Annotated in this window: 18 protein-coding genes; 11 read left to right on the top strand and 7 right to left on the bottom strand. The window is 60.5% G+C overall.

Annotated features, from left to right (window positions below):
* Positions 1 to 61 precede the first annotated feature (61 nt).
* The 3 genes from ACR0EZ_RS06360 to ACR0EZ_RS06350 all read left to right on the top strand — a co-directional run bounded on the left by ACR0EZ_RS06360 (position 62) and on the right by ACR0EZ_RS06350 (position 7493).
* Positions 62 to 493 carry a universal stress protein gene (locus tag ACR0EZ_RS06360; protein ID WP_480611800.1) on the top strand — a complete coding sequence of 144 codons (432 nt, stop codon included), beginning with the start codon at positions 62 to 64 and terminating at the stop codon, positions 491 to 493.
* Between the two features lie 87 nt (positions 494 to 580).
* Entirely contained in the window at positions 581 to 2329 is a 1749-nt protein-coding gene (gene ggt / locus ACR0EZ_RS06355; RefSeq protein WP_480611799.1) for a gamma-glutamyltransferase, read from the top strand.
* Positions 2330 to 2672: 343 nt separating this feature from the next.
* Positions 2673 to 7493 carry an NAD-glutamate dehydrogenase gene (locus ACR0EZ_RS06350; RefSeq protein ID WP_480611798.1) on the top strand — a complete coding sequence of 1607 codons (4821 nt, stop codon included), beginning with the start codon at positions 2673 to 2675 and terminating at the stop codon, positions 7491 to 7493.
* A 93-nt stretch (positions 7494 to 7586) separates the two neighbouring features.
* On the opposite strand, the gene ACR0EZ_RS06345 is transcribed toward ACR0EZ_RS06350, so the two are convergent.
* Both ACR0EZ_RS06345 and ACR0EZ_RS06340 read right to left on the bottom strand, forming a co-directional pair.
* The gene (locus tag ACR0EZ_RS06345) at positions 7587 to 9062 is read right to left on the bottom strand and encodes an NAD-dependent succinate-semialdehyde dehydrogenase (protein ID WP_480611797.1); all 1476 of its coding nucleotides are present in this window, start codon (positions 9060 to 9062) and stop codon (positions 7587 to 7589) included.
* Positions 9063 to 9064: 2 nt separating this feature from the next.
* Positions 9065 to 10342: a 4-aminobutyrate--2-oxoglutarate transaminase gene (locus ACR0EZ_RS06340; protein WP_480611796.1), complete on the bottom strand. Its 1278-nt coding sequence runs from the start codon at positions 10340 to 10342 to the stop codon at positions 9065 to 9067.
* A 136-nt stretch (positions 10343 to 10478) separates the two neighbouring features.
* Between ACR0EZ_RS06340 and ACR0EZ_RS06335 the strand changes: the two genes are divergently transcribed.
* The 7 genes from ACR0EZ_RS06335 (at position 10479) to ACR0EZ_RS06305 (ending at position 18464) form a co-directional block, all read left to right on the top strand.
* Positions 10479 to 11060, top strand: a complete 582-nt coding sequence (locus ACR0EZ_RS06335) for a cupin domain-containing protein (protein WP_480611795.1) — start codon at positions 10479 to 10481, stop codon at positions 11058 to 11060.
* Between the two features lie 136 nt (positions 11061 to 11196).
* A complete protein-coding gene (locus ACR0EZ_RS06330; protein WP_480611794.1) occupies positions 11197 to 11718 on the top strand; it encodes a VOC family protein in 522 nt (173 codons plus the stop codon).
* Between the two features lie 70 nt (positions 11719 to 11788).
* The gene (locus tag ACR0EZ_RS06325) at positions 11789 to 12139 is read left to right on the top strand and encodes a hypothetical protein (RefSeq protein WP_480611793.1); all 351 of its coding nucleotides are present in this window, start codon (positions 11789 to 11791) and stop codon (positions 12137 to 12139) included.
* 114 nt (positions 12140 to 12253) lie between these two features.
* A complete protein-coding gene (locus tag ACR0EZ_RS06320; RefSeq protein ID WP_480611791.1) occupies positions 12254 to 13222 on the top strand; it encodes a carbon-nitrogen hydrolase family protein in 969 nt (322 codons plus the stop codon).
* A gap of 42 nt (positions 13223 to 13264) precedes the next feature.
* A complete protein-coding gene (locus ACR0EZ_RS06315) occupies positions 13265 to 15997 on the top strand; it encodes an aminotransferase class I/II-fold pyridoxal phosphate-dependent enzyme (protein ID WP_480611790.1) in 2733 nt (910 codons plus the stop codon).
* 17 nt (positions 15998 to 16014) lie between these two features.
* Positions 16015 to 17463: a biotin carboxylase gene (locus ACR0EZ_RS06310; RefSeq protein ID WP_480611789.1), complete on the top strand. Its 1449-nt coding sequence runs from the start codon at positions 16015 to 16017 to the stop codon at positions 17461 to 17463.
* Between the two features lie 8 nt (positions 17464 to 17471).
* Entirely contained in the window at positions 17472 to 18464 is a 993-nt protein-coding gene (locus tag ACR0EZ_RS06305; protein WP_480611788.1) for a C45 family autoproteolytic acyltransferase/hydolase, read from the top strand.
* A 27-nt stretch (positions 18465 to 18491) separates the two neighbouring features.
* Here the strand turns inward: ACR0EZ_RS06305 and ACR0EZ_RS06300 are convergent, their stop codons facing one another.
* The gene (locus ACR0EZ_RS06300) at positions 18492 to 19073 is read right to left on the bottom strand and encodes a carboxymuconolactone decarboxylase family protein (protein WP_480611787.1); all 582 of its coding nucleotides are present in this window, start codon (positions 19071 to 19073) and stop codon (positions 18492 to 18494) included.
* Between the two features lie 146 nt (positions 19074 to 19219).
* Between ACR0EZ_RS06300 and ACR0EZ_RS06295 the strand changes: the two genes are divergently transcribed.
* Complete coding sequence (locus tag ACR0EZ_RS06295) at positions 19220 to 20323, top strand: hypothetical protein (RefSeq protein ID WP_480611785.1); 1104 nt, start codon at positions 19220 to 19222, stop codon at positions 20321 to 20323.
* On the opposite strand, the gene ACR0EZ_RS06290 is transcribed toward ACR0EZ_RS06295, so the two are convergent.
* Genes ACR0EZ_RS06290 through ACR0EZ_RS06275 form a run of 4 tightly spaced genes read right to left on the bottom strand, consistent with a single transcriptional unit; the run spans position 20312 to position 23233 of the window.
* Entirely contained in the window at positions 20312 to 21373 is a 1062-nt protein-coding gene (locus ACR0EZ_RS06290; protein ID WP_480611784.1) for an aromatic ring-hydroxylating dioxygenase subunit alpha, read from the bottom strand. The two genes, ACR0EZ_RS06295 and ACR0EZ_RS06290, sit on opposite strands and share 12 nt — an antisense overlap.
* 5 nt (positions 21374 to 21378) lie before the next feature.
* Positions 21379 to 21714: a carboxymuconolactone decarboxylase family protein gene (locus ACR0EZ_RS06285; protein ID WP_480611782.1), complete on the bottom strand. Its 336-nt coding sequence runs from the start codon at positions 21712 to 21714 to the stop codon at positions 21379 to 21381.
* A 10-nt stretch (positions 21715 to 21724) separates the two neighbouring features.
* Positions 21725 to 22483: an amino acid ABC transporter permease gene (locus ACR0EZ_RS06280; protein WP_480611781.1), complete on the bottom strand. Its 759-nt coding sequence runs from the start codon at positions 22481 to 22483 to the stop codon at positions 21725 to 21727.
* Between the two features lie 9 nt (positions 22484 to 22492).
* Positions 22493 to 23233 carry an amino acid ABC transporter ATP-binding protein gene (locus ACR0EZ_RS06275; RefSeq protein ID WP_480611780.1) on the bottom strand — a complete coding sequence of 247 codons (741 nt, stop codon included), beginning with the start codon at positions 23231 to 23233 and terminating at the stop codon, positions 22493 to 22495.
* Positions 23234 to 23303: the final 70 nt, after the last annotated feature.

Genomic DNA, 23303 nt, shown 5'->3' with positions numbered 1-23303 from the left:
CCCTCATCGCCTTCCTGCAGCGCGGCCGCGCCGCACGCACCACTGACCAAGAGGTAACACCATGACAAAATCCATCCTCTGCGCCGTGGATGCCGGAAAGCCGGAAACCGATGCCAATGTGTTGCGTCAGGCCGCGCGACTGGCGCAGCTGGATGGCGCGCAATTGGATGTCGTGACCGTGCTGCCGGATTTTGGGGAATCTTTTGTCGGCAGCTTCTTTGAGCCTGAGCATCATGAACAGGCGGTGGCCAAGGCCCACCAGGCCCTGGAAGACCTTGGAAAGTCGGTCCTGGGGGAGACGCGCAACGCAAACGTGCGCCATGTGGTGGCGACAGGCACGGCCTATCAGGAGATTCTGCACACCGCCAAAGAGGCGGGCAGCGATCTGATCGTCATTGGCGCGCATCGGCCCGACCTCAAGGATTACCTGCTGGGTCCGAATGCGGCCCGCGTGGTCCGGCACTCGGATGTGTCTGTCTACGTGGTCCGGTAGACCGCACCTGCGGTTTCGATCAATTGTTTTCAAAGTACCAGTATTAAAGCGTTTTTTGGAATTCGTCATCATCCGGAGGAGTTAGTGATGAGGATATTTTCGAGAACCGGCGCCGCGCTGGCCCTGGGGGTCATCGCGGGTGCTGCCAGCGCGCAGGACCCCGCGCCGGAATATGGCTATGGATGGGAGGATAAGGATTCGGTCACCGGCACCGAGTTCATGGTGTCCGCCGCGAACCCGATTGCCGCCAAGGCTGGTTACGACGTGCTGGCCGCAGGCGGCACTGCTGCCGATGCGATGATCGCCGTGCAGCTGATGCTGAACCTGGTCGAGCCGCAATCCTCGGGCATCGGCGGTGGCGCGTTTCTGCTGTATTGGGACGCCGAATCCAAAACCCTGACCACCTTTGATGCGCGCGAGAAAGCCCCCGCCAAAGCCACGCCTGAACGGTTCCTGCTGCCTGATGGAGAGAAGATGCCGTTCGCCGAGGCGATCTCGGGCGGGCAGGCGGTGGGTGTGCCCGGCATCCTGCGGCTGATGGAAGTGACCCATAATCTTTATGGCAAGAAAGACTGGGCCTCGCTGTTCCAGTCGACCATCGAACAGGCCGAAAACGGGTTCGAAGTGTCGCCGCGCATGGCATACTCGATCCAGTCCACGATTGACCGCGAGCGGTATCTGGATGTCTTCCCCGGTGCCAAGGAATACTTCTTTAACGAAGATGGCAGCCCGCTGGCCGAAGGCACCCTGCTGAAGAACCCCGCCTTTGCCGAGACCCTGCGTATTCTGGCCGATCAGGGTGCGAATCCCTTTTATCACGGTCCGATTGCCGAGGATATCGTGGCTGCGGCAGAGGCCACGTCCAAGGTGGAAAACAACATCACGCTGGAAGACATGGCCGCCTATCGGGTCAAGGTCCGCCCCGCCGTCTGCGCCGATTATCGCGGCTATGACGTGTGTGGCATGGGCCCGCCGACCTCGGGCGGTCTGACCGTGGGTCAGATTCTGGGTATCCTCAACAACTTTGACCTCAAAGGCACCGGCTGGAACGCGGAACTGGCGCATCTTTATGCCGAGGCCGCCAAGCTGGCCTATGCCGACCGCGCGCTTTACATGGCCGACAGCGATTTCGTTGACGTGCCGGTCAAGGGTTTGCTGGACAAGGATTACCTGAAGCTGCGGTCCGAGATGATTGACCCGGCTGCGGCCAGTGAAAAGCGCAAGGCGGGTGAGCCGCCGCGCGATCATACCGCGCTGTTTGCGCCCTCGCAGAACCCCGATCGTCCCGGCACCAGCCATATCGTGATCCGCGACCAGTATGGCAACGCCCTGTCGATGACCACGACCATCGAGACCTTCTTTGGCAGCCGGGTTTTCGTGCGGGGCTTCCTGCTGAACAACGAACTGACCGATTTTGACCGCGCGCCCAAGGACGGCGACCGTCTGGTGGCCAACCGGGTCGAGGGCAGCAAGCGTCCGCGCAGTTCGATGTCGCCGACCATCGTGATGAAGGACGGTGAGCCTTATTTGCTGATCGGCTCGCCCGGGGGCAGCCGCATCATCAACTACGTGGCCAAGACCATCATCGCGATCCTTGATTGGGACATGGACCCGCAGGACGCCATCGAGACCGGCCATTTCGTGCATCGCAACGGATCGAGCATGGATGTGGAGCAGGAAACCGCCGCTGCGGATTTTGCCGAAGCGCTGACCGGCAAGGGCCATGAGGTCAAGACGGTCGACTTGAACTCGGGCCTGCATGCGATCCTGATCAAGGATGGCCAGTTGATCGGTGCCGCTGACCCCCGCCGCGAAGGCGTGGCGCTGGGGCAGTAAGGTCAAAAACCGGATCGCGGCGGCTTGGTTGAGCCGCCGCGGTCAATTCCGCCAATTGAAGCCGCGCCACAGCCCGGAGCGAGGTGTTCAGATAATGTCATGGCGCGTCTGACGGTCCGCGCGAGAAGGCTTGGCTGGCTGTGCCGGTTCACCTTTTGTGCAGGGGAACGAGGGTGGCCGTGGCCGGTGGAAAACCGGATTTTAGCTTTAGGCATTGTTCGAAACCGGATTTCGCAGGTACCGTCAGTGTCAGAGCGTGTGTCGACATAAGGCGGGCGATTCTGTTTTGGATTCAGCCGCCAACAGAAATTGAATGACGGCTGGCCGCCGCTGGGAGAGTGCAATGACTAAGACTGAGAACCCCGCTTTCGATCAATTGTTGGACGAAGTCCGCGCCATCGCTTCGGCGCGGTTGGACAAAACGGATTGCGATGATTTCCTGACCGCTCTGGAAATGTTGTTTGGCCGATCCTCGATCGAAGACCTGCAGGGCCGGACGGCGGAAGAGGTTTACGGGGCCTCTCTGGCGCTGTGGAAATTTGCGGCGCACAAGCCATCGGGCGAGGCGCGGGTGCGGATGTACAACCCGCGCATGGCGGAACATGGCTGGGAATGCGCCCATACGGTTCTGGAAATCGTCAATGACGACATGCCGTTCCTTGTCGACTCGGTCACGTCGTTTCTGGCCGGGCAGGGGTTGTCGATACATTCGCTGATCCACCCGCTGCTGCGGGTCAAACGGGGCCCCGACGGCACCCGGATCGGTGCGCCCGACTCATCCGATGCCGAATGTCTGGTCGAGTCGATGATCCAGGTCCAGATTGATCAGATCGGGGATCAGGCGCAGATTGACCGGCTCGAGGCCGAGGTCGCCCAGATCATGAAGGACGTGCGCGTCTCGGTCGAGGACTGGCAACCGATCATGGAGCGTCTGGGCACCGTGACCAAGATGCTCACGGGCAATGCCCCCAAGAAATCCAAGGCGGCCACGGCTGAGGTTGTCGAATTCCTGGACTGGCTGGCGCAGAACCACTTTACGTTCCTGGGATACCGCGAATATGCCGCCGACAGCAAAACCGGCGCGATGCGTCAGGTCGGCAAAACGGCGCTTGGCCTGATGCGCGATCCGGAATTCACCGTCCTGCGTGACCTGAAGGGCAATTTCACTGACCGCTCGCCCGAGATGGATGCCTTTGCCAGCGATATCTCTCCGCTGATGATCATCAAGGCGAACCGCCGTTCGACCGTTCACCGCGCGACGCATTTCGATCTGATCGGGGTCAAGCAGTTTGACGGAAAGGGCAAGCAGACCGGCGAGCACGTGTTCATCGGGCATTTCACCGCTGCCGCCTATAACCGCAGCCCCAAGTCGATCCCGCTGTTGCGGCAGAAGGTCGAGCGCATCATCGAACGTTCGGGCTTTACCCCCGACAGCCATGACGGCAAGGCGCTGACACATGTGTTGGGGATCTATCCGCGCGATGAGCTGTTCCAGAGCTCGGACGACCAGATGTTCGAAAATGCCATCGACGCGCTGCATCTGACGATCCGGCCAAGATCGCGGCTGTTGCTGCGCCCGGACCGGTTCGGGCGGTTCGTCTCGTGCCTCGTCTACGTCCCGCGCGAGCGGTACAACACCGAGTTGCGGACCAAGATCGGTGACATTCTGGCGGAAGAATTCGAAGGCCGCGTCGCAACGTGGTCGCCTGCCTTTGACGAGGTTCTGGCGCGGGTGCATTTCGTCATCGCACTGAGCGGCAAGGTCGCATCAAAGGAAGAGGCCGCGGCGCTTGAGGCGCGGATCATCGATGCGGTGCGCAGCTGGGGCGACCACCTTCACGACGCGCTGGTCGAACGCAAGGGCGAATCCGAAGGCAACCGGCTGCATGCGCTTTATAGCGACGGGTTTGCCGTGTCCTATCGGGACGAGTTTCAGGCGGTCACGGCGGTGTCCGACATTGACAAGATGGAGCAGCTGGACGCTGAAACCGACCTGGTGCTGAAGTTCTACCGCAGGCTGGAAGACCCCGAACACAGCGTGCGCTTTAAGCTGTACAAGCGCGGGCCGTCGGTGCCGTTGTCCGATTGTCTTCCGATCCTCGAAAATCTGGGTTTCCGCATTCTGGCAGAACATCCGTTCCTGATCGACCGTGGCGAGGATACGATCTGGATTCACGACTTTCACATGCAGTCCTCGGACGGGCAGAAAATCGATGTCACCGCCGTTCGCAGCAATCTGGAAGAGGCCTTTTCCACGCTCTGGGCGGCAGAGGCCGATGACGACCCGCTGAACCGGCTGGTGCTGGTCGCCGGTCTGTCGATCCGCGAAACCGCGCTGTTGCGGGCGTATGGCGGATACCTGCGTCAGGCGCGGATTCCGTATTCGGTGCCCTATATGCAGGACGCTCTGATCGCCAATCCCGGCATCGCGCGCAAGCTGGTCGAGCTGTTTCAGGCCTTGTTTGATCCGGCTGCTTCGGGGGATTCCGACAAGCGGAAAAAGGCAGCAAAAGCGATTGCGGCAGACATCGAAGCGATGCTGGAGAAGGTCGCCAGCCTCGACTTCGACCAGATCCTGCGCCGGTTCCGCAATGCCATTCAGGCGACGCTGCGCACCAATTATTTCCAGCCCGGCGCGGATGGGCGCGACAAGCCCTACATGTCGTTCAAGTTCGATTGTTCAAAGCTGGACGAACTGCCATTGCCACGCCCGTGGCGCGAGATTTTTGTCTATTCGACCTCGGTCGAAGGGGTGCATTTGCGCTATGGCCCGGTTGCGCGTGGCGGTTTGCGCTGGTCCGACCGCAAAGAGGATTACCGCACCGAGGTGCTGGGGCTGGTCAAGGCGCAGCAGGTCAAGAATGCGGTTATCGTGCCTGTCGGCTCGAAGGGCGGGTTCCTGCCCAAGACCCTGCCTGCCGGTGGCAGCCGGGAAGAGGTTATGGCCGAGGCGGTGCGCTGCTATCGGATTTTCCTGTCCGGCATGCTGGACATCACCGACAATATCTCGGGCGCGGATATCGTCCCGCCCGATGCGGTGGTTCGCCGCGACCCCGACGACCCATATCTGGTTGTTGCTGCCGACAAGGGCACGGCGACCTTTTCAGATTATGCCAACGCCCTGGCCACCGAATACGGGTTCTGGCTGGGCGACGCCTTCGCCTCGGGCGGCTCGAACGGCTATGACCACAAGGGAATGGGGATCACCGCCAAAGGCGGATGGGAGGCCGTGAAACGCCATTTCCGCGAACTGGACCACGACACCCAGACGCAGCCCTTCACGGTGATCGGCTGCGGGGACATGTCGGGGGATGTATTCGGAAACGGCATGCTGCTGTCGGACCAGATCAAGCTGGTCGCCGCGTTCGACCACCGCGACATCTTCATCGATCCAAATCCTGATCCGGCCAAAAGCTTTGCCGAGCGCAAGCGGCTGTTCGAACTGCCGCGTTCCAGTTGGGAATCCTATGATTCCAAGCTGATCTCGAAAGGCGGCGGCGTATTCTCGCGGTCGTTGAAGTCGATCAAGCTGACGCCCGAGATCCGAAAGCTGACCGGGCTGGACGACAAGACCGTCACCCCGTTCGAACTGATCCGGGCGCTGCTGAAATCGCAGGCCGATCTGATGTGGTTCGGCGGCATCGGCACCTATATCAAGAGTGCCGTTGAGTCCCACGCCGATACCGGCGACCGGGCCAACGACCAGATCCGGGTGAACGCCAACGAAGTGCGCGTGCGGGTGATCGGCGAGGGCGCCAATCTGGGTGTCAGCCAAAAGGGCCGCATCCAGCTGGCGCAGGGCGGCGTCAAGATCAACAATGACGCTGTCGATAACTCGGCCGGGGTCGATTGTTCGGACCACGAGGTCAACATCAAAATCGCCCTGGGCGCAGTCGTCGATGCCGGCGACATGACGGAAAAGCAGCGCAACACGCTGCTTGCCGATATGACCGATGAAGTCGGCGAACTGGTGCTGAAGACCAATTATCACCAGACGCTGGCAATCTCGCTGGATGAGGCTGCAGCCCCTGCGCTGCTGGACAACCATGTCCGGTTCATGGAGGGGCTCGAGGCTGAAGGCAAACTGGACCGCGCGGTCGAGTATCTGCCTGATGACGAGGAAATCGCCGAACGCCGCGCCGCCGGCCGGGGCCTGACCCGGCCCGAGATCGCCGTGCTTGTGGCCTATGCCAAGAACGATATCTTCTCGGATCTGGTGAAGTCGGATGTTCTCGACGACCCGTATATGGAACGGTTCCTGATCGAATATATGCCGACCCCGTTGCGCACTGCGCATCTTGAGGTGCTGCGCAACCACCGCCTGCGGCGCGAGATCATCGCGACGGTGGTCGTCAATATGCTGGTCAACGAAATCGGGCCGACATTCTGCGCCCGTCTGCGCGAGGATACCGGCGCGACCGTGGGCGAAATCGTCAAGGCGTTCATCATCGATCGCGAGATTTTCGGCCTTGCCGATACCGCGGCCGAGGTCAACGCGCTGGACAACAAGCTTGCGGCAGATGTGCAGATCGAAATCCACCGGGCGCTGTCGGAAATGCTGGCCGCTCAGTGCCAGCGGCTGATCAAGAACAATGTCCGTTCGATCGGCGATGCCATCGCGGTCTATCAGCCCGGCATTGCCGAGATTGTGTCGGTGGCCGAAGCGACGGTCAGCGCGTTTTCTCTGGAACGGCTCAAGCTGCGGACGGATGAGTTGCTGAAAAAGGGCACCCCGGACGATCTGGCGTCGAAAGTTGCGACGCTTGAGCTGCTGGGTGGCGCGATGGATATCTTCGATGTCTCGGAACGGTTGCAGCTTGAGGTGCGGGACGTGGCCGCAAGCTATTTTGCAACCGGCGCCCGGTTCAGCCTCGACTGGCTGCGGTCGCGGGCCAGAAGTGTTGCCGTCGGCGACCATTGGGAACGGGTGGCGCTGTCCCGTCTGATGTCGGACATCCGGGTACATCAGTCCAACATTGCCGCTGCCGCGCTGGTGCTGTCCGGGGCGAACTCCGGCAAGGACAGCGTTGCCCACTGGGTCGAGCAGAACGGGGATCTGGCGCAACGGACAGACCGGCTAATTGCGGAACTGCGGTCAGGCGGCGCGCTGAGCGTGTCCAAGCTGGCGGTCGCGTCCTCGCATTTTGCGCTACTGGCGACCTGACGCCGGGATTGTCCCAGGCCATAAAAAAGGACCGGGCTTGTGCGAAGCCCGGTCCTTTTCTTGACGCCATTGGCCGAAGCCGGACGTCGGGGGTCAGGAGATCTCGCCCATGCAGAGATATTTGATCTCGAGGAAATCGTCGGTGCCGTATTTCGAGCCCTCACGGCCCAGACCGGATTGCTTGACGCCGCCAAAGGGCGCGACCTCGGTCGAGATCAGGCCGGTGTTGATGCCCACCATGCCCGACTCCAACGCCTCGGCCACGCGCCAGACGCGCGCCAGATCGCGGCTGTAGAAATATGCGGCCAGACCGAATTCGCTGTCATTGGCCATGGCAACGACGTCGTCTTCGTCCTCGAACTTGAACAGAGGCGCGACGGGGCCAAAGGTTTCATCCTTCGCCACCACCATGTCGCGGGTGACGCCGGTCAGGACGGTCGGTTCAAAGAACGTGCCGCCGAGGCCAGAGCGTTTGCCGCCGAGCGTCACGGTTGCGCCCTTGGACACCGCGTCCGAGATATGTTCTTCGACCTTGTCGACCGCGGCCTGATTGATCAGGGGGCCCGTGGTTACGCCGTCGCCGAAGCCGTCACCCACGTTCAGGGCTTTGGTCTTTTCGGCCAGCTTGGCGGCGAATTCGTCATAGACGCCCGCCTGCACGTAGATGCGGTTGGCGCAGACGCAGGTCTGGCCGTTGTTGCGGAACTTTGCGATCATCGCGCCGTCCACGGCGGCATCCACATCGGCGTCGTCGAACACGATGAAGGGCGCGTTGCCGCCCAGTTCCAGCGACATCTTCTTGATGGTATCCGCCGCCTGACGCATCAGGATCTGACCCACGCGGGTCGAGCCGGTGAAGGTGATCTTGGCGACCTTGTCGTTGGTGCAGAGCTCGTTGCCCACGCCCGAACTGTCGGTGCCCGGGATCACGTTGAACACACCCGCCGGGATGCCCGCGCGTTCGGCCAGCACAGCCATCGCCAGTGCCGAAAGCGGTGTCAGCGTTGCCGGGCGAGCCACGAAGGTACAGCCGACAGCCAGCGCCGGGCCGACCTTGCGCGCGATCATCGCGTTGGGGAAGTTCCACGGGGTGATCGACCCCACCACGCCGACGGGCTGTTTCAGCACCACGATGCGCTTGTCACGCTGGTGGCCGGGGATGACGTCGCCATAGACGCGCTTGGCCTCTTCCGAGAACCATTCGATGAACGAGGCCCCGTACAGGATCTCGCCGCGCGCCTCGGGCCAGGGTTTGCCCATTTCGGCGGTCAGGATGGTGGCCAGGTCATCGGCGTTCTCGGCCATCAGATCGAACCATTTGCGCAGGATGGCCGCGCGTTCCTTGCCGGTTTGCGCCGCCCAGTCTTTCTTGGCGGCATAGGCGGCATCAATGGCCTGCGCGGTGCCTTCGATGCTGACATCCGTCACATTGGCGATCAGATCGCCGGTGGCGGGGTTGTGGACGGGAAACGTCGACTCGCCCGAAACCCATTCGCCATCGATATAGGCGCGGGTTTCGAGAAGGCCGGGGTCTTTCAGCTCCAGCTTGGTTACTTCGGTATCCAGCATGTTCAGGCTCCTTTGGCAGCGTCGACCGAGGCTTCCAGGATATTCATGGCCTCGGCGAAGATCTCGTCCTGCACCGTCAGTGGTGCGAGGAAACGGATTACGTTCCCATATACGCCACAGGTCAGCAGGATCAATCCGCGTTTGAGCGCTTCGGCGCGCACGGCGTTGGCCATGTCGGGGTTCGGGGCCGAGCCGTGGGTGGTGTTGAACTCGGCTGCGATCATGAATCCGGGGCCGCGAATATCGACGATCTCGGGCGTGCGGGCGCGGATCGATTCCAGCCGCTGTTTCAGGCGCGAGCCCAGTTCGTTGGCGCGCGCGCAGAGGTCTTCTTCCTCGATCACGTCCAACACCGCATGGGCGGCGGCGATGCCCAGCGGGTTGCCGCCATAGGTGCCGCCCAGACCGCCCGGTTTGGCCGCATCCATCAGATCGGCGCGGCCGGTGACAGCAGCCAGCGGCAGACCGCCCGCCAGACCCTTGGCCATGGTGGTGATGTCGGCGGCCACGTCATAGGCGTCCATCGCAAACAGATTGCCGGTGCGGGCGAAACCGGTCTGCACCTCGTCGGCGATCAGAACGATACCGTGTTCGTCACACAGGGCGCGCAGGCCGCGCATCAGTTCGGCGGGGGCAGGGTAGAAGCCACCTTCGCCCTGAACCGGCTCGATGATGACTGCGGCAACGCGGCCCGGGTCCAGATCGGCCTTGAACAGCTTGGTCAGCGCGCCCAGCGAATCCGCGACCGAGGTGCCGTGCAGCTCGACCGGGAAGGGGACGTGATAGGTGTCGGGCATCATCGCACCAAACCCGGCCTTGTAGGGCTGCACCTTGCCGGTCAACGACATGCCCATGAAGGTCCGTCCATGGAAGCCGCCGCCAAAGGCGATCACGGCGGGGCGGCCGGTGGCGGCGCGGGCGATCTTGACCGCGTTTTCGACCGCTTCGGCACCGGTGGTCACAAAAACGGTTTTCTTGGCGAAATCACCGGGGACCTTTTCGTTCAGACGCTCGGCCAGACGGATATATGTTTCGTAGGGCAGAACCTGATGGCAGGTATGGGTGAAACTGGCGGCCTGTTTCTGCACCGCCTCCATCACCTTGGGGTGGCAATGCCCGGTGTTGACGACGGCGATGCCTGCAGCGAAATCGATGTAGCGCTTGCCCTCGACATCCCAGACTTCCGAGTTCACGGCGCGGTCTACATAGACCTGCGTCTGCATTCCCACGCCCTGTGCGATCGAGGTGTTGCGGCGTTCAGAAATCTGAGCATTCAGCATCTTGCGTCCTTTCGGGTTGCCGGGCGGGTACGCCCGTAAATATGACCGCGCGAATGTAGTGTTCGCAGCCCCGAGCGAAAGCCTGTTTCTTGTGATTCATAAGTCCTTGATTTACTGTCCCCCAACCCCTCAAGTGATGCGGATACTGAACATGAAGAACGCCAATCAGGATGATCTGACCCTTGGATTGCGCCTGCGCACCCTGCGCGAACGGGCCGGCCTGTCGCAGCGGGCGCTGGCCAAGACGTCGAATGTGCCGAACTCGACCATCTCATTGATCGAGTCCGGCAAGATGAATCCGTCGGTCGGTGCGCTGCGGCGGATTTTGCAGGGCATCCCGATCAGCATGTCCGATTTTTTCTCGCTGGAGATCGAAAGCGAACAGACGGTTTTCTATGCCGCCGAAGACCTGACCGAGATCGGCAAGGGCGGGCTGTCGCTGCGGCAGGTGGGGTCGAACCTATATGGCCGTGCGATGATGATCCTGCAGGAGACCTATGATCTGGGCGCGGACACGGGCCGCGTTTTGTACGGGCACGAGGCCGAGGAGGGCGGCGTGGTGATCTCGGGCCGGATCGAAGTGACGGTGGGGGATCAGCGCAAAGTGCTGGGGCCGGGGGATGCCTATTACTTTGACAGCCGCACGCCGCACAGGTTCCGGCAGGTGGGGCCGGAAAAATGCCGGATCGTCAGCGCCTGCACGCCGCCAACCTTCTGAACTGCGGCCAAAACCGCAACACTATGAACCATAGTGTTGCCAAATCTAAGAATCTGCTCCACAGTATGGTGCATAGTGCGGGAATTACCCCGCACGCCTCATCGGGCGACCCCCGCCCTGTTCGGAGATTTCGGATATGAAGAAGAAGCCTGCCACCTTGCCCCGCGGATACCGCACCTGCACCGCATCGCTTGCCGTTGCCGACGTGCCCGCTGCGCTGCAGTTCTATGAACAAGCCTTTGACGCCAGGATTCAGGCCTATGACGCGGAACAGGCCCCGGGCTTTGCCGCCATCAAGATCGGCAATTCGATGCTGTTCGTCACCGCCGGATGGGGCGCCCATGTTCCGACCGTGCCCGGCACCGTCATTCCGGTGGGCCATCACATGTATGTCGAAGATGCCGATGCCACGCTGGCCACCGCGCTGGAAAACGGCGCGACCCTGATTGCCGGGGCAAGTGACACATATTGGGGTGAACGCTGCGCCACCGTTGCCGATCCGTTCGGTCATGTCTGGACGCTGGCGACGCGCATCGAAAACCTGAAATCCGAAGATATCAGCGAGCGCCGCAAGGCGCTGTTTAAGGCGATTCAGGATCAGGACGCCGAAGCCGTGGTCGAATCGACCCCATCGGCTGAACAGATCGAAGCCGCGTGATCCCGGCAGAGCTTGAACAACGGACGGGTCGTGAGGTACCGGAATGGGTGTGTTCTTTAACAGGCAAATCATGAGCGACGCACCCCTTCCCACCTTCACGATCCGCCAGAACGATCTGGCCATCCTTGCCGCCGAAAACCGCATCGGGGACTATCCCGTAGCCGTGCGCACCGCGCGCGAGGTGGTCAGCGGCGGCTTTGCCAACCAGTCGGCGCATCCCAACACCTGGACGGTCTATTTCCTGGTCGATGGCCAATGGGCGCTTGTCGAATCCACGCGCGGGCTGCGGCGGGAATGGTCCAGTCTGGACCGGCTGGAAAAATGGCTGCGCAGTTGCGGGTTCCGGTTTTTCTGGGTGCGCAACGATATCGACTTTGTGGAAACCCCCGGCAACGACCTGGCCGAGGAAGACGCCGGATAACTCAACCGCCTGCGGACAGTGGGCTTGCGCTAATGCGCGGTTTTATGTTCCGATGAAGAACGCCGGATCAAACCGGCAATCGCAATCGGCAAGCAAAAGAGAAGAAACGAGAAAATGACCCCCTTTGCGATAACCGGAATTCAGATGCATGTCGGCGCCTTGCAGTCGAACGTCGATGCGATGCTGCATCGGATCGACATCATGATGGCGCGTTTCCCCTGGACCCAGATGGCCCTGTTCAGTGAGCTGGCCCCCTATGGTCCGCTCGACCGTTTTGCCCAGCCTTTCCCCAATGACGACCTGTCGCGCTTTCAGGACGCGGCGCGGCGCTATGGCATCTGGCTGATCCCCGGCTCGATGTTCGAAAAGCGCGAGGACGGGCGGATTTTCAACACCTCGGTGGTGATCAATCCCGATGGTGAAATCGTCAAGACATATTCCAAGATGTTCCCGTTCAAGCCGTATGAGCAGGACATCGCCTCGGGCACGGATTTCTGCATCTTCGACGTGCCGGATGTGGGCCGGTTCGGCCTGTCGATCTGCTATGATATCTGGTTCCCCGAAACCACCCGTCACCTGACCAGCCAGGGGGTCGAGGTTCTGCTGCACCCGGTCCTGACCGGCACTACCGACCGCGAGGCCGAACTGTCGATTGCCAAGGCCACCGCCGCGCAGTTCCAGTGCTATGTGTTCGACGTTAACGGGCTGGCCGCCGGTGGCGTGGGCCGGTCGCTGGTGGTCGATCCCTCTGCCACCGTGCTGCACCAGTCGGCCGGGCAGGAAGATATCTTCCCCATCGAGATCGATCTGGATCAGGTTCGCCGCCAGCGCGAGGTAGGGCTGAAAGGTCTTGGGCAGGTGCTCAAAAGCTTCCGCGACCGCGAGGCCGATTTCCCGGTCTATGACCGCACCAGCGGCGCAGATGCCTATCTGCACACGCTGGGCCCGCTGCGCATTCCGCAAAAGGGCGACGCGGCGGGCGTTGCTGCATCCGACCCCAGAACGGCGCTGGGATACAGCGAAGACGCCACCAAAAAGCCCGATAACCTCTATCTCTACAAAGGGCGCTCAGGGACAGACTGATACCGGGGCTGCTTTTCGGTATCGGCAGAAAGGACAGATTTCATGCACGGCATTTCCGACAGCGAAAAGCTCCATACCATATCGGATTACTACAGCGCCTCGCAATTAAGGGCCGACCGATGGAGCGCGCTGCGGGAAACGGCGGAATCTCTGGACCAGAGCGGTGGCGAAACCGAGCGGGACCGGGCCCGGCAATTGTTGCAGGCCCTGGCCCCGATCGAGGTGTATTTTGCCTTTCCCGGCGGGTCGGCCTTTGACTATCTGCGCCGGTTGCTGGATCACGGCAACTTTACCGACTTCTCGACCGCTGTGCGCCGGGTGTCGCGGGCCCTGACCTCCGGTGCGTATCGCCGCCGCTCAATCCCGCTGATCGCGGATGAGACCGAGGGTGATGAGTTTGAGGATGAAGCCGCCCAAAGCCATGAGGCACGTGCGCTGGGGCGGCCTTATTTCGAGGTGATGATCGTCGACAATGTCAACGAACATCAGGAACGTTTCCTGCAATCCAGCCTGCAGCGCATGCGGCGCAGCGAGGATCCTTTCATCTACGAAACCGTTGTCGTACCCAGTGTCGAGGATGCGCTGATCGGGGTTCTGTTCAACCAGAATGTGCAGGCCGTCATCGTCCGCCCGGGTCTGAGCCTGAAATCCAAGAACGAAACCAATGTCCTGGGCCGCTATATCAGCCTGTATGGCGAGGGGGCCGATCTGGATGCGCTATCGCCGTCTGAATATGGCCCCGAGACCTGCCGCCGGATCGGAATGCTGCGTCCGGAACTGGACGCCTATCTGATCACCGACCGGTCCGCCGAGGATATCGCGGGCCTTGATCTGGGCCTGTGCCGGCGCGTGTTCTACAACCAGGAAGATTTTCTGGAACTGCACCTGAACATCCTGCGCGGGGTGCAGCGGCGGTACAAGACGCCGTTTTTCACCGCGCTCAAGGAATATTCCAAACAGCCCACCGGCGTGTTCCACGCGATGCCGATCAGCCGTGGCAAATCGATCAGCCGCAGCCACTGGATTCAGGATATGGGCGCGTTTTACGGCACGAACATCTTCATGGCCGAAACCTCGGCCACGTCGGGCGGTCTGGATTCCCTGCTGGAACCGCGCGGCCCGATCAAAGAGGCACAGGAGGCCGCCGCCCGCGCCTTTGGATCGAAACAGACGTTTTTTGCCACCAACGGCACCTCGACCTGCAACAAGATCGTGGTGCAGGCACTGGTGCGGCCCGGTGACATCGTTCTGATCGACCGCGACTGCCACAAGTCGCACCATTACGGCATGGTGCTGGCCGGGGCGAGCGTCGTCTACATGGACAGTTATCCGCTGCACGATTACTCGATGTACGGCGCGGTACCGATCCGCGAGATCAAGCACAAGCTGCTGGCGCTGAAGGCGGCGGGCAAGCTGGATCGCGTGCGCATGGTGCTGCTGACCAACTGTACTTTCGACGGCATCGTCTACAACGTGCAGCGGGTGATGCAGGAATGTCTGGCGATCAAGAAAGACCTCGTGTTCCTGTGGGATGAGGCGTGGTTCGGCTATGCCCGCTTTGCCCCGAACTCGCGGGTGCGAACCGCGATGCGCTCGGCCAACCTGCTGCGCGAACGGTTCCGCACCCCCGAACATGCCGAAGCCTATGCCGCGCAGCAGGCGGAACTGGAGGGCGCGGATGATGAGACCCTGCTCAACACCCGCCTGATCGCCCCGCCGGAAGCGCGGGTGCGGGTCTATGCGACGCAATCGACGCATAAAACGCTGACGGCGCTGCGGCAGGGGTCGATGATTCATGTCAACGACCAGCAATTCAAAGGCGCGGTGGAAGAGGCCTTTCACGAGGCTTACATGACCCACACCTCGACCTCGCCCAATTACCAGATCATCGCCTCGCTGGATGTGGGCCGCCGGCAGGTCGAAATCGAAGGCTATGAGTTCGTCCAGCGGCAAGTCGAAAGTGCCATGGCGATCCGGCGGGCGGTGACGACGCATCCGCTGTTGAAGAAGTATTTCAAGCTGGTCACGGCGGGCGACATGATCCCCGAACAATACCGTGAAAGCGGTATGACCAGCTATTTCGACCCCGATCAGGGCTGGGCCGACGTCTGGGATTGCTGGGCCAAGGACGAGTTTGTTCTGGATGCCACCCGCATCACCCTGCATGTGGGTGCGACCGGCTGGGATGGCGATACGTTCAAAACCAAGATCCTGATGGACAAATACGGCATCCAGATCAACAAGACCTCGCGCAATACCGTGCTGTTCATGACCAATATCGGCACCACGCGCAGTTCGGTCGCCTATCTGATCGAGGTGCTGGTCGAGATCGCCAAGGAACTGGACGATCTGATGGACGACGCGTCCAAGATGGAAAAGCGCGCCTTTGAAAAGCGCGTCCGAAACCTGAGCGAACACGTCCCGCCGCTGCCCGATTTCAGCCGTTTCCACGATGCCTTCCGAAATGAAGAGGGCACCGAGGCCGGGGATATTCGCACCGCCTTCTTCCTGTCGTACGACGAGGACAATTGCGACTATGTGGAACCCGACAAGGACATGCTGGAACGGTTGGAGGCGGGCGAAGAGATGGTCTCGGCCACTTTCGTTATCCCGTACCCGCCGGGTTTCCCCATTCTGGTGCCGGGGCAGGTGATCAGCCCCGAGATTCTGAAATTCATGCAGGAGCTGGACGTGTCGGAGATCCACGGTTTCCGTGCCGATCTGGGCCTGCGCATTTTCACTGAAGACGCTTTGAAATCAGTCAAGAAAACATAAGGGACTGGGAGGAACACATGCCAAAGAAGGTGCTCAACAACATCTCGGAAATCCGCCGGTATTTCCACACCAACAAGGACCCGATCTATTTTGTATCGGCGACCAATTTCAACCTGTTGGGGCTGGATGAATGGGTGATGAATTTTACCTATATCTGCTACATGGATTGCTTCGACGGGCGTCATCCGAACGTGTTCGTGCCTTCCGAGATGCCCCATGACGAATTCCAGTCCATCGAGGACATCAACAACTATCTGCTGCAGCACAAAGAGGTCATCGACCTGATCAAGCGGCGCGGTGGCAAGCCGAAATTTGTCTTCCTGATGTTCGATGAGACGACCGAGAAGCTGGTCAAGGAACTGGGCGGTCAGCTGTGGTTCCCCAAGGCCAAGCTGCGCACCAAATGCGACAACAAGATCGAAACCGTCCGCATTGGCAACAAGGCGGGCGTGCCGTCCGTGCCCAATACTCTGAGCGTGGTCAAAAGCTACGATCACCTGAAAAAGATCTGCGACAAGGCCGGTTTGGGCCACGATCTGGTGCTGCAATCGGCCTTTGGAGATAGTGGCCACACCACGTTCTTCATCAAGTCCGAGGCCGATTTCAAGAAGCACGAACATGAGATCGTCGGCGAGGGCGAGATCAAGATCATGAAACGGATCGATTGTCGCGGCGCGGCGATTGAGGCCTGCGCAACTTCGGAAGGTACCATCGTTGGCCCGCTGATGACCGAGCTTGTGGGCTTCAAGGAACTTACACCCTATCGCGGCGGCTGGTGCGGGAACGAGATTTTCTCGACCGCCTTCCCGCCCAAAGCCCGCGATCAGGCGCGGAAACTGACCTATCAGTTCGGGGAAGAGCTGCGCAAATCCGGCTATCGCGGGTATTTCGAGCTCGACTTCCTGATCGACAAGAAAACCGATGAGCTGTGGCTTGGTGAGCTGAACCCTCGCATCACCGGGGCCAGTTCCATGACCAACCACGCGGCCTTTGCCCATGCTGACGCGCCGCTGTTCCTGTTCCACCTGCTGGAGTTTTCCAAGAAACCGTTCCAGTTGGATGTCGAAGAGCTCAACGCCCGCTGGGCCGATCCGGACATGATCGACAGCTGGTCGCAGATGGTGATCAAACACACCGATGACAGCGTCGACCGCATCACGCAGGCCCCGCAATCGGGCATCTATAAGATGCTTGAAGATGGCCGTGTCGTGTTCGACCGCTTCGACTATCACCGCCGTGCGGTTGGTGAGAACGAGGCCTTCTTCCTGCGCATCTCGAATGTGGGCGATTATCGCTATGAAGGGGCCGATCTGGGTATTCTGGTCACGCGCGGTCGGTCGATGACCAAGGGCTTCAAGCTGACCGACAAATCGAAGAAATGGATTCACGGGATTAAATCGGCCTATGCCGCCGAGCCGCTGCCCGCGGCGCAGCCGATGGAAGACCCCGCCTTCAAAATCATGTAGAAAGCCCCATGGCGCTTGTTTTTCGCTCAATCGACGAGGAACAGCCCGGTCCCAAGCTGGCCGGGCTGTTTGCCGAATACTGGCCCGCCTACCGCAAATGGTGGGCGCAAGAGGGGTATTCGGCCCGCCCCACCTATCGCGAATGCCTGCGCGCGCTGCAACGGCACATGCCCGAAATCCTGCCGCTTTATGAAGAGGTGGTCGAGCTTGTCGGCGGCAGCGACAGCCAGGCGCGGTTTCTCAGCTTCTACTGCCCGCCGAAATACCTGTCGGGCTGCAGTCAGGCGATCTGGCGGGGCAAGACGCCGATTTTGGTGCGCAACTACGACTATCACCCGAAAACCTTTGACGCGGCTTTGCTGAAAACCCGCTGGGACGGGCGCGGCGTGATCGGGATGAGCGACGGTATTCTGGGCCTGCTCGACGGCATCAACGATGCGGGCCTGACGGTGTCCCTGACCTTTGGCGGACGGCGCGAGGTGGGCGATGGTTTCGGCGTGCCGCTGATCCTGCGCTATGTGCTGCAAACCTGCGAGACCACGGCGCAAGCGGTCGATGCCCTGTGCCGCATCCCCTGCCATATGAGCTATAATGTCACCGTTCTGGACGCCAAATTTAACCACAGCACGGTCTATCTTGCCCCTGACCGCCACCCGCAAATCTCGGACGTGCCGGTGGCGACGAACCATCAGGGCCATGTGGAGTGGTCGAAACACGCGCGCTTTACAGCAACGGTGGAACGCGAACGCTTCCTGCTGAACCGCCTGAACCAGCACCCGGAAAGCGAGAAGCGGTTCATTGACGCCTTTTTGCGCCCGCCGCTCTATTCCACCGCATTCAAATCGGGGTTCGGAACGCTTTACACCGCCGTTTACCGCCCCGCGAAGAAGCAGCTTGAATTGCATTGGCCCGGAACGTCCTGGGATCTGTCTCTGGATACGTTCACCGAAAGCGCCCGCACGATCCTGATGCCGACAGACGATCTGTATGCCGATGTGTGAGCCTTGCCGACGAACCGCGCGAAGTACTCAATCGTCCGACTTGTAGTAGCCGATCACGTCGTTTTCGGTTGTTGCCCCCAAACCGTTCAGCAGCCGGTTTGAGTAGTTGAAGTAAGCGCAGACCTGATTCACCTCGAGGATTTCTCCGTCCGAGCACCCGGCGATCTTCAGCGCTTCGAAATCCGACTTTACCATGCGGCCCACATCTGTTGTCAGCTTTGCGGTGTATCGCAGCAGGGCCAGTTCCTTGCCCTGAAACGCATCCTCGGGGCGGTGGGCCTTGAGGGCGACAAAAATCCGGTCGCTGCGGGGCTGGTCTTTCAGCAGGTTCCGCACATTCATGAAGTGATGCGTCAGGGAATAGGTGCAATCGTTCAGGATCGACGTATAGCTGGCGATGATTTCAAGAAACCAGAACGGCAGCTGATTTTCCTCGGAATGCAGGACCGAGCGGTAGAGCGTAACATGCCCGTTCATCGTTTCCGGCCGCAGGGAATGCACGCGCATCACCGTGTCGACCGTTCCATGCGGTGTGCGGGCTTTGTCCAGAAGCTCTTTCAGGCGGCCTTCGGCCTGTTCATCGGAAATCATCTCGATCCAAGCGCTCATTTTTGGGCCTCCTGCTTATGGTGGTCCTGTTATGGGCAAAGGGGCGGGTAATTTCAGTAAAAATTTTTCCTCTCACGACATTTTTTGTGGATCACGGGATCGTGAGCCGTGTATCAATTGATCGGAAAAACCAAGGAGCCATGGGCATGGTCGGTCCCAACAGCATTGCGGGCGCGGAAAATCTGCTGTTCAGATGTGGCGGGCTGACATCGGGGGATCACCTGTTGGTGCTGCGTGAAAGCGCACAGAACGGGTATTATGATGGCGAACTGACGGACATCATTGTGGAATGTGCGCAATCGAATGGCATCAGAACAACCGTTCAGACCCTTCCATTTGACCCAATGGGGGCTGCGCTTTCCCCGGAAATGATCACCCGGATGAAGGCGGCAGATCATACGCTGTTTCTGTCCCGCGCCGGGGACCAGATTCGCTTTAACTCGGACATGTCCGATATTCACCCGATCATGTCCTACGTGCTGGATACCGGGATGTTGGATTCCGGGTTTGGCCGCGCGAACTATACCGGGTTTGTCGAGCTGAAGAACGCGGTGAACCGGGCTTTGGCGGCGGCGTCGCACATCCATGTCACCTGCCCGTTGGGGACGGATTTCAGTGGTCCGGGCGCGGCTTTTCCGACGACCCGGGCGGATGTCAGCGTGACGCGCTTTCCGATGTCGGTGTTTGCTCCGGTCCCGACCGCCGGGTTCTCGGGCACTGTCATGCAGGACGGGTTTCTGGTTGGAACCGGGTCGAAATTCTATGAACCCTATGGCTGTGATCTGCGGGAACCCCTGGCAGTTGAGTTTGAAGACAGCAGGCTGATCGGTTTTTCCGGGCATCCGATGGATGTGCATTGCGCGCAGATGCATTACGAAAAGGTGGGTCAGATGTTCGGACTGGATCCCATGACCATGCATTCCTGGCACGCGGGCATTCATCCGGGCTGCGCCTATACGTCCCCCGCTTACGAAAACTACAAACGGTGGAGCGGGTCTGCTTTCGGCAATCCGCGCCTGCTGCATTTTCACACCTGCGGGCATTATGCGCCGGGCGAGATTTCACTGAACGTACTGGACCCGACGATCAGGATCGATGGGGTGGCCGTCTGGGACAAAGGCGTATTCCGGCCCGAGACGATCCCCGGAGGTGCCGAAGTTCTACAAACCTACCCGTGCATCAAATCGGTGTTCGACGCGCCGGCGCAGCAGGTCGGGCAGGCCGCGAATGGCAGGCTGTCAGCCGGTTAGCGGAGCCTCATCCCCGGCGATCCGTTTCGCCACGCGGGCGCGGAATCGCATGGCACCCGCATCCAAGCTGAGGTTGATATACCCGCTTTTGCGGCGCGCCATTCCGGTCTGAACGTTTTCCAGCACCTCTTTATCCTCGTTGAACGCCATGAGCGCGCCGTCGAACATGCGCTGTGACATGGCCTCATCCTCGGCGTGCATGTTGCGGTGCTGGAACCAGAAATAGCGCGAGGTTCCGGCGTCCACCGGCGTGATGAAATTGTACGAGATATTCACGAACGCATTGGGCGACATGGGCCGGTCCGCCCCGCCTTCGCCAGCCGGGGTGTAAACCGACATGTTGATCGCGGTCGAGGGCAGGCGGCATTCGTAGTGCTGCTTGCGGTCGCAGCTTGGTCCAAAAGGCAGGATTGGGGCGTAATAGGGCGGTGCAGGCTCATCCGCGATCCAGCGCGAGACGATGACACCATCCTCGGTTTCTTCCAGATCCAGCGGGCGGTTATCTGTCCCGGCCCCGGCGAATGAGGTCAGATGAACCCAGGCCACATGGCTGGGGTCCAGAAGGTTGTCGATGATGTAAAGATAGTGGCACGCCATCTCCATCGCGCCCTTTTGGGTCTTGCCCCAATCCGGGTTGTCGAAGTTCGGAATGTCGATGATGTCTTTCGCATCGGCCAGATCAGGCTCCCCCATCCAGAGCCACAGAAACCCCCAGCGGTCCTCGGCCGGATAGGCATGAATCACAGCGCGGCGCGGCGGGTTGTCCAACTGGGTCGGCGCGCTGACGCATTCGCCGCCGCAGCCAAAGGTCAGGCCGTGATAGCCGCAGACAACGTGATCGCCCTCGATCGTGCCGCGGGACAGGGGCAGTTTGCGGTGCGGGCAGGCATCTTCCAGCGCGATGGCTGTGCCAGCCGTGTCACGGTAGATGACGATCTCTTCGTCCAGCATCCGGACCGCGCTCAGGTTGCGGGCGAAATCCTCGGACCGTCCGGCCACATACCAGCTGTTTCGGATGTACCCTTGAGCTCCGGCCAGGTCAGGTCGCATGGGGGTTACTCCGAGAAAACGTCAAAGGCCTTGAGCGCCTTGGCGCTGTACCCAAAGGACGGGCCGCCGCCCATATAGGTCGCCATGGCCAGCGCCTCGCACATCTCTTCGCGGGTGGCGCCCAGCCGGATCAGGGATTTGACGTGAAAGCCGATACAGCTATCGCATTTCGTCGCCACCGCAATTCCCAGAGCGATGAATTCCTTGGTCTTTTCGCTGAGCGCGCCGTCGGTCTTGGCGGCCTTGCCCATGATGCCGAAGCCGCGCACGGTTTCGGGCACCTCTTTCGAGAAGGAGCCGATATTGGCCTCGGTCTCGGCCATGAAGTCTTTCCAGTCCATAGTGTCCTCCTTATCCGCGCTCATCCGCGCCCATGCGGCGTTCCAGCCAGCGCACGCCTGCGCTGATGATCAGAACAAGGATCAGGTATTCAAAGATCAGCAGCGTGTAAATTTCCAGCGGGCGGTATTCGGTCACGACCAGCTCGTTCGCGCGGCGGGTCAGTTCCTGCATGCCGATGACGCTGGCAAAGGCGCTCATCTTAACGATGTAGATGAACTGGTTCGCCAGGGGCGGCAGGATGCGCCGGATGGCCTGCGGCAGGATCACATAGCGCATCGTCTGCACGTAGTTCAGGCCGATGGTCTGTGCCGCCTCGCGCTGACCTCGGGCGATGGACTGGATGCCTGCGCGGTAGATTTCAGCGGTGAAGGCGCTGTCAGAAATCGCCAGCGTAATAATCGCGCCCCAGAATGGATCGATGGGGATGGTCATGCCCATCGACTGAAACACGATGGGCAGCCCGTAAAACACCCAGAACAGCATCGGCAGCAGGGGAATGGCGCGGATGAACTCGACATAGATTCGGTTGACCCAGCGCCAGCCGCGTTTTTCCGACAAGCCGGGCAGGGCCACCATCAGGCCCAGCACAATCGACAGAACGGCGGCGATCAGCGAGATTTGGATCGTCGCCCACATGCCCGAGATCAGGAATTTCACATTGGTCCAGCCCGATGGCGTGGTCGGGTCGATCACGTACCAGCCCCATGTCTGGGACGAGGAACAGCCGGCCAGCAGAAGAAAAGGCGCGATCAGAAGCAGTTTTTTCATCGGCCCCTCTTAATGCTGCAGGATCTGGGACAGGAATTGGCGGCACCGCTCGGATTGCGGGTTGGTGAAGAAATGTTCGGGGTGCCCTTCTTCGACAATCTCACCGGCATCCATGAAGATCATCTTGTCGGCGACCTTGCGGGCAAAGCCCATTTCATGGGTCACGACCACCATCGTCATGCCTTCTTCGGCAAGTTCGACCATCACATCCAGCACCTCGGAAATCATCTCGGGGTCCAGTGCCGAGGTCGGCTCGTCGAACAGCAGTACACGCGGCTCCATGCATAGCGAGCGCGCTATGGCGACGCGCTGCTGCTGCCCGCCGGACAGTTGAATGGGCCGCTTGTCGGCCTGATCGGGGATATGGACGCGGTCCAGGTAATGCCGGGCTTTCTCTTCCGCGTCTTTGCGGGACAGGCCGCGCGCCTTGATCGGGCCGAGGGTCAGGTTTTCAAGCACGGTCAGATGGGGAAACAGGTTGAATTGTTGGAACACCATGCCGACCTCGGACCGGATGGTGGCAACCGATTTCGGGTCGTCGGTCAGTTCGACCCCATCGACCCGGATGGCGCCTTTCTGGTGCTTCTCCAATTGGTTGATGCAGCGCACAACCGTCGACTTGCCGGACCCGGACGGGCCGCAAACGACCACTTTTTCACCGGAATTTACCGTCAGGTTGATGTCTTTCAGAACATGAAAGTCGCCGAACCACTTGTTCACGCCTGCAAGCTCGATGGCGGCATCTGACATGGGCCGACCTACCCCTTTTTATTCATAGTAGAATATTTTCTTGAGGTTATCTTTGGCTTTGCGCTTAAAT

The organism is Ruegeria sp. AK4 (assembly GCF_056541025.1).
This window is presented reverse-complemented; position numbering and strand designations above follow the sequence as displayed.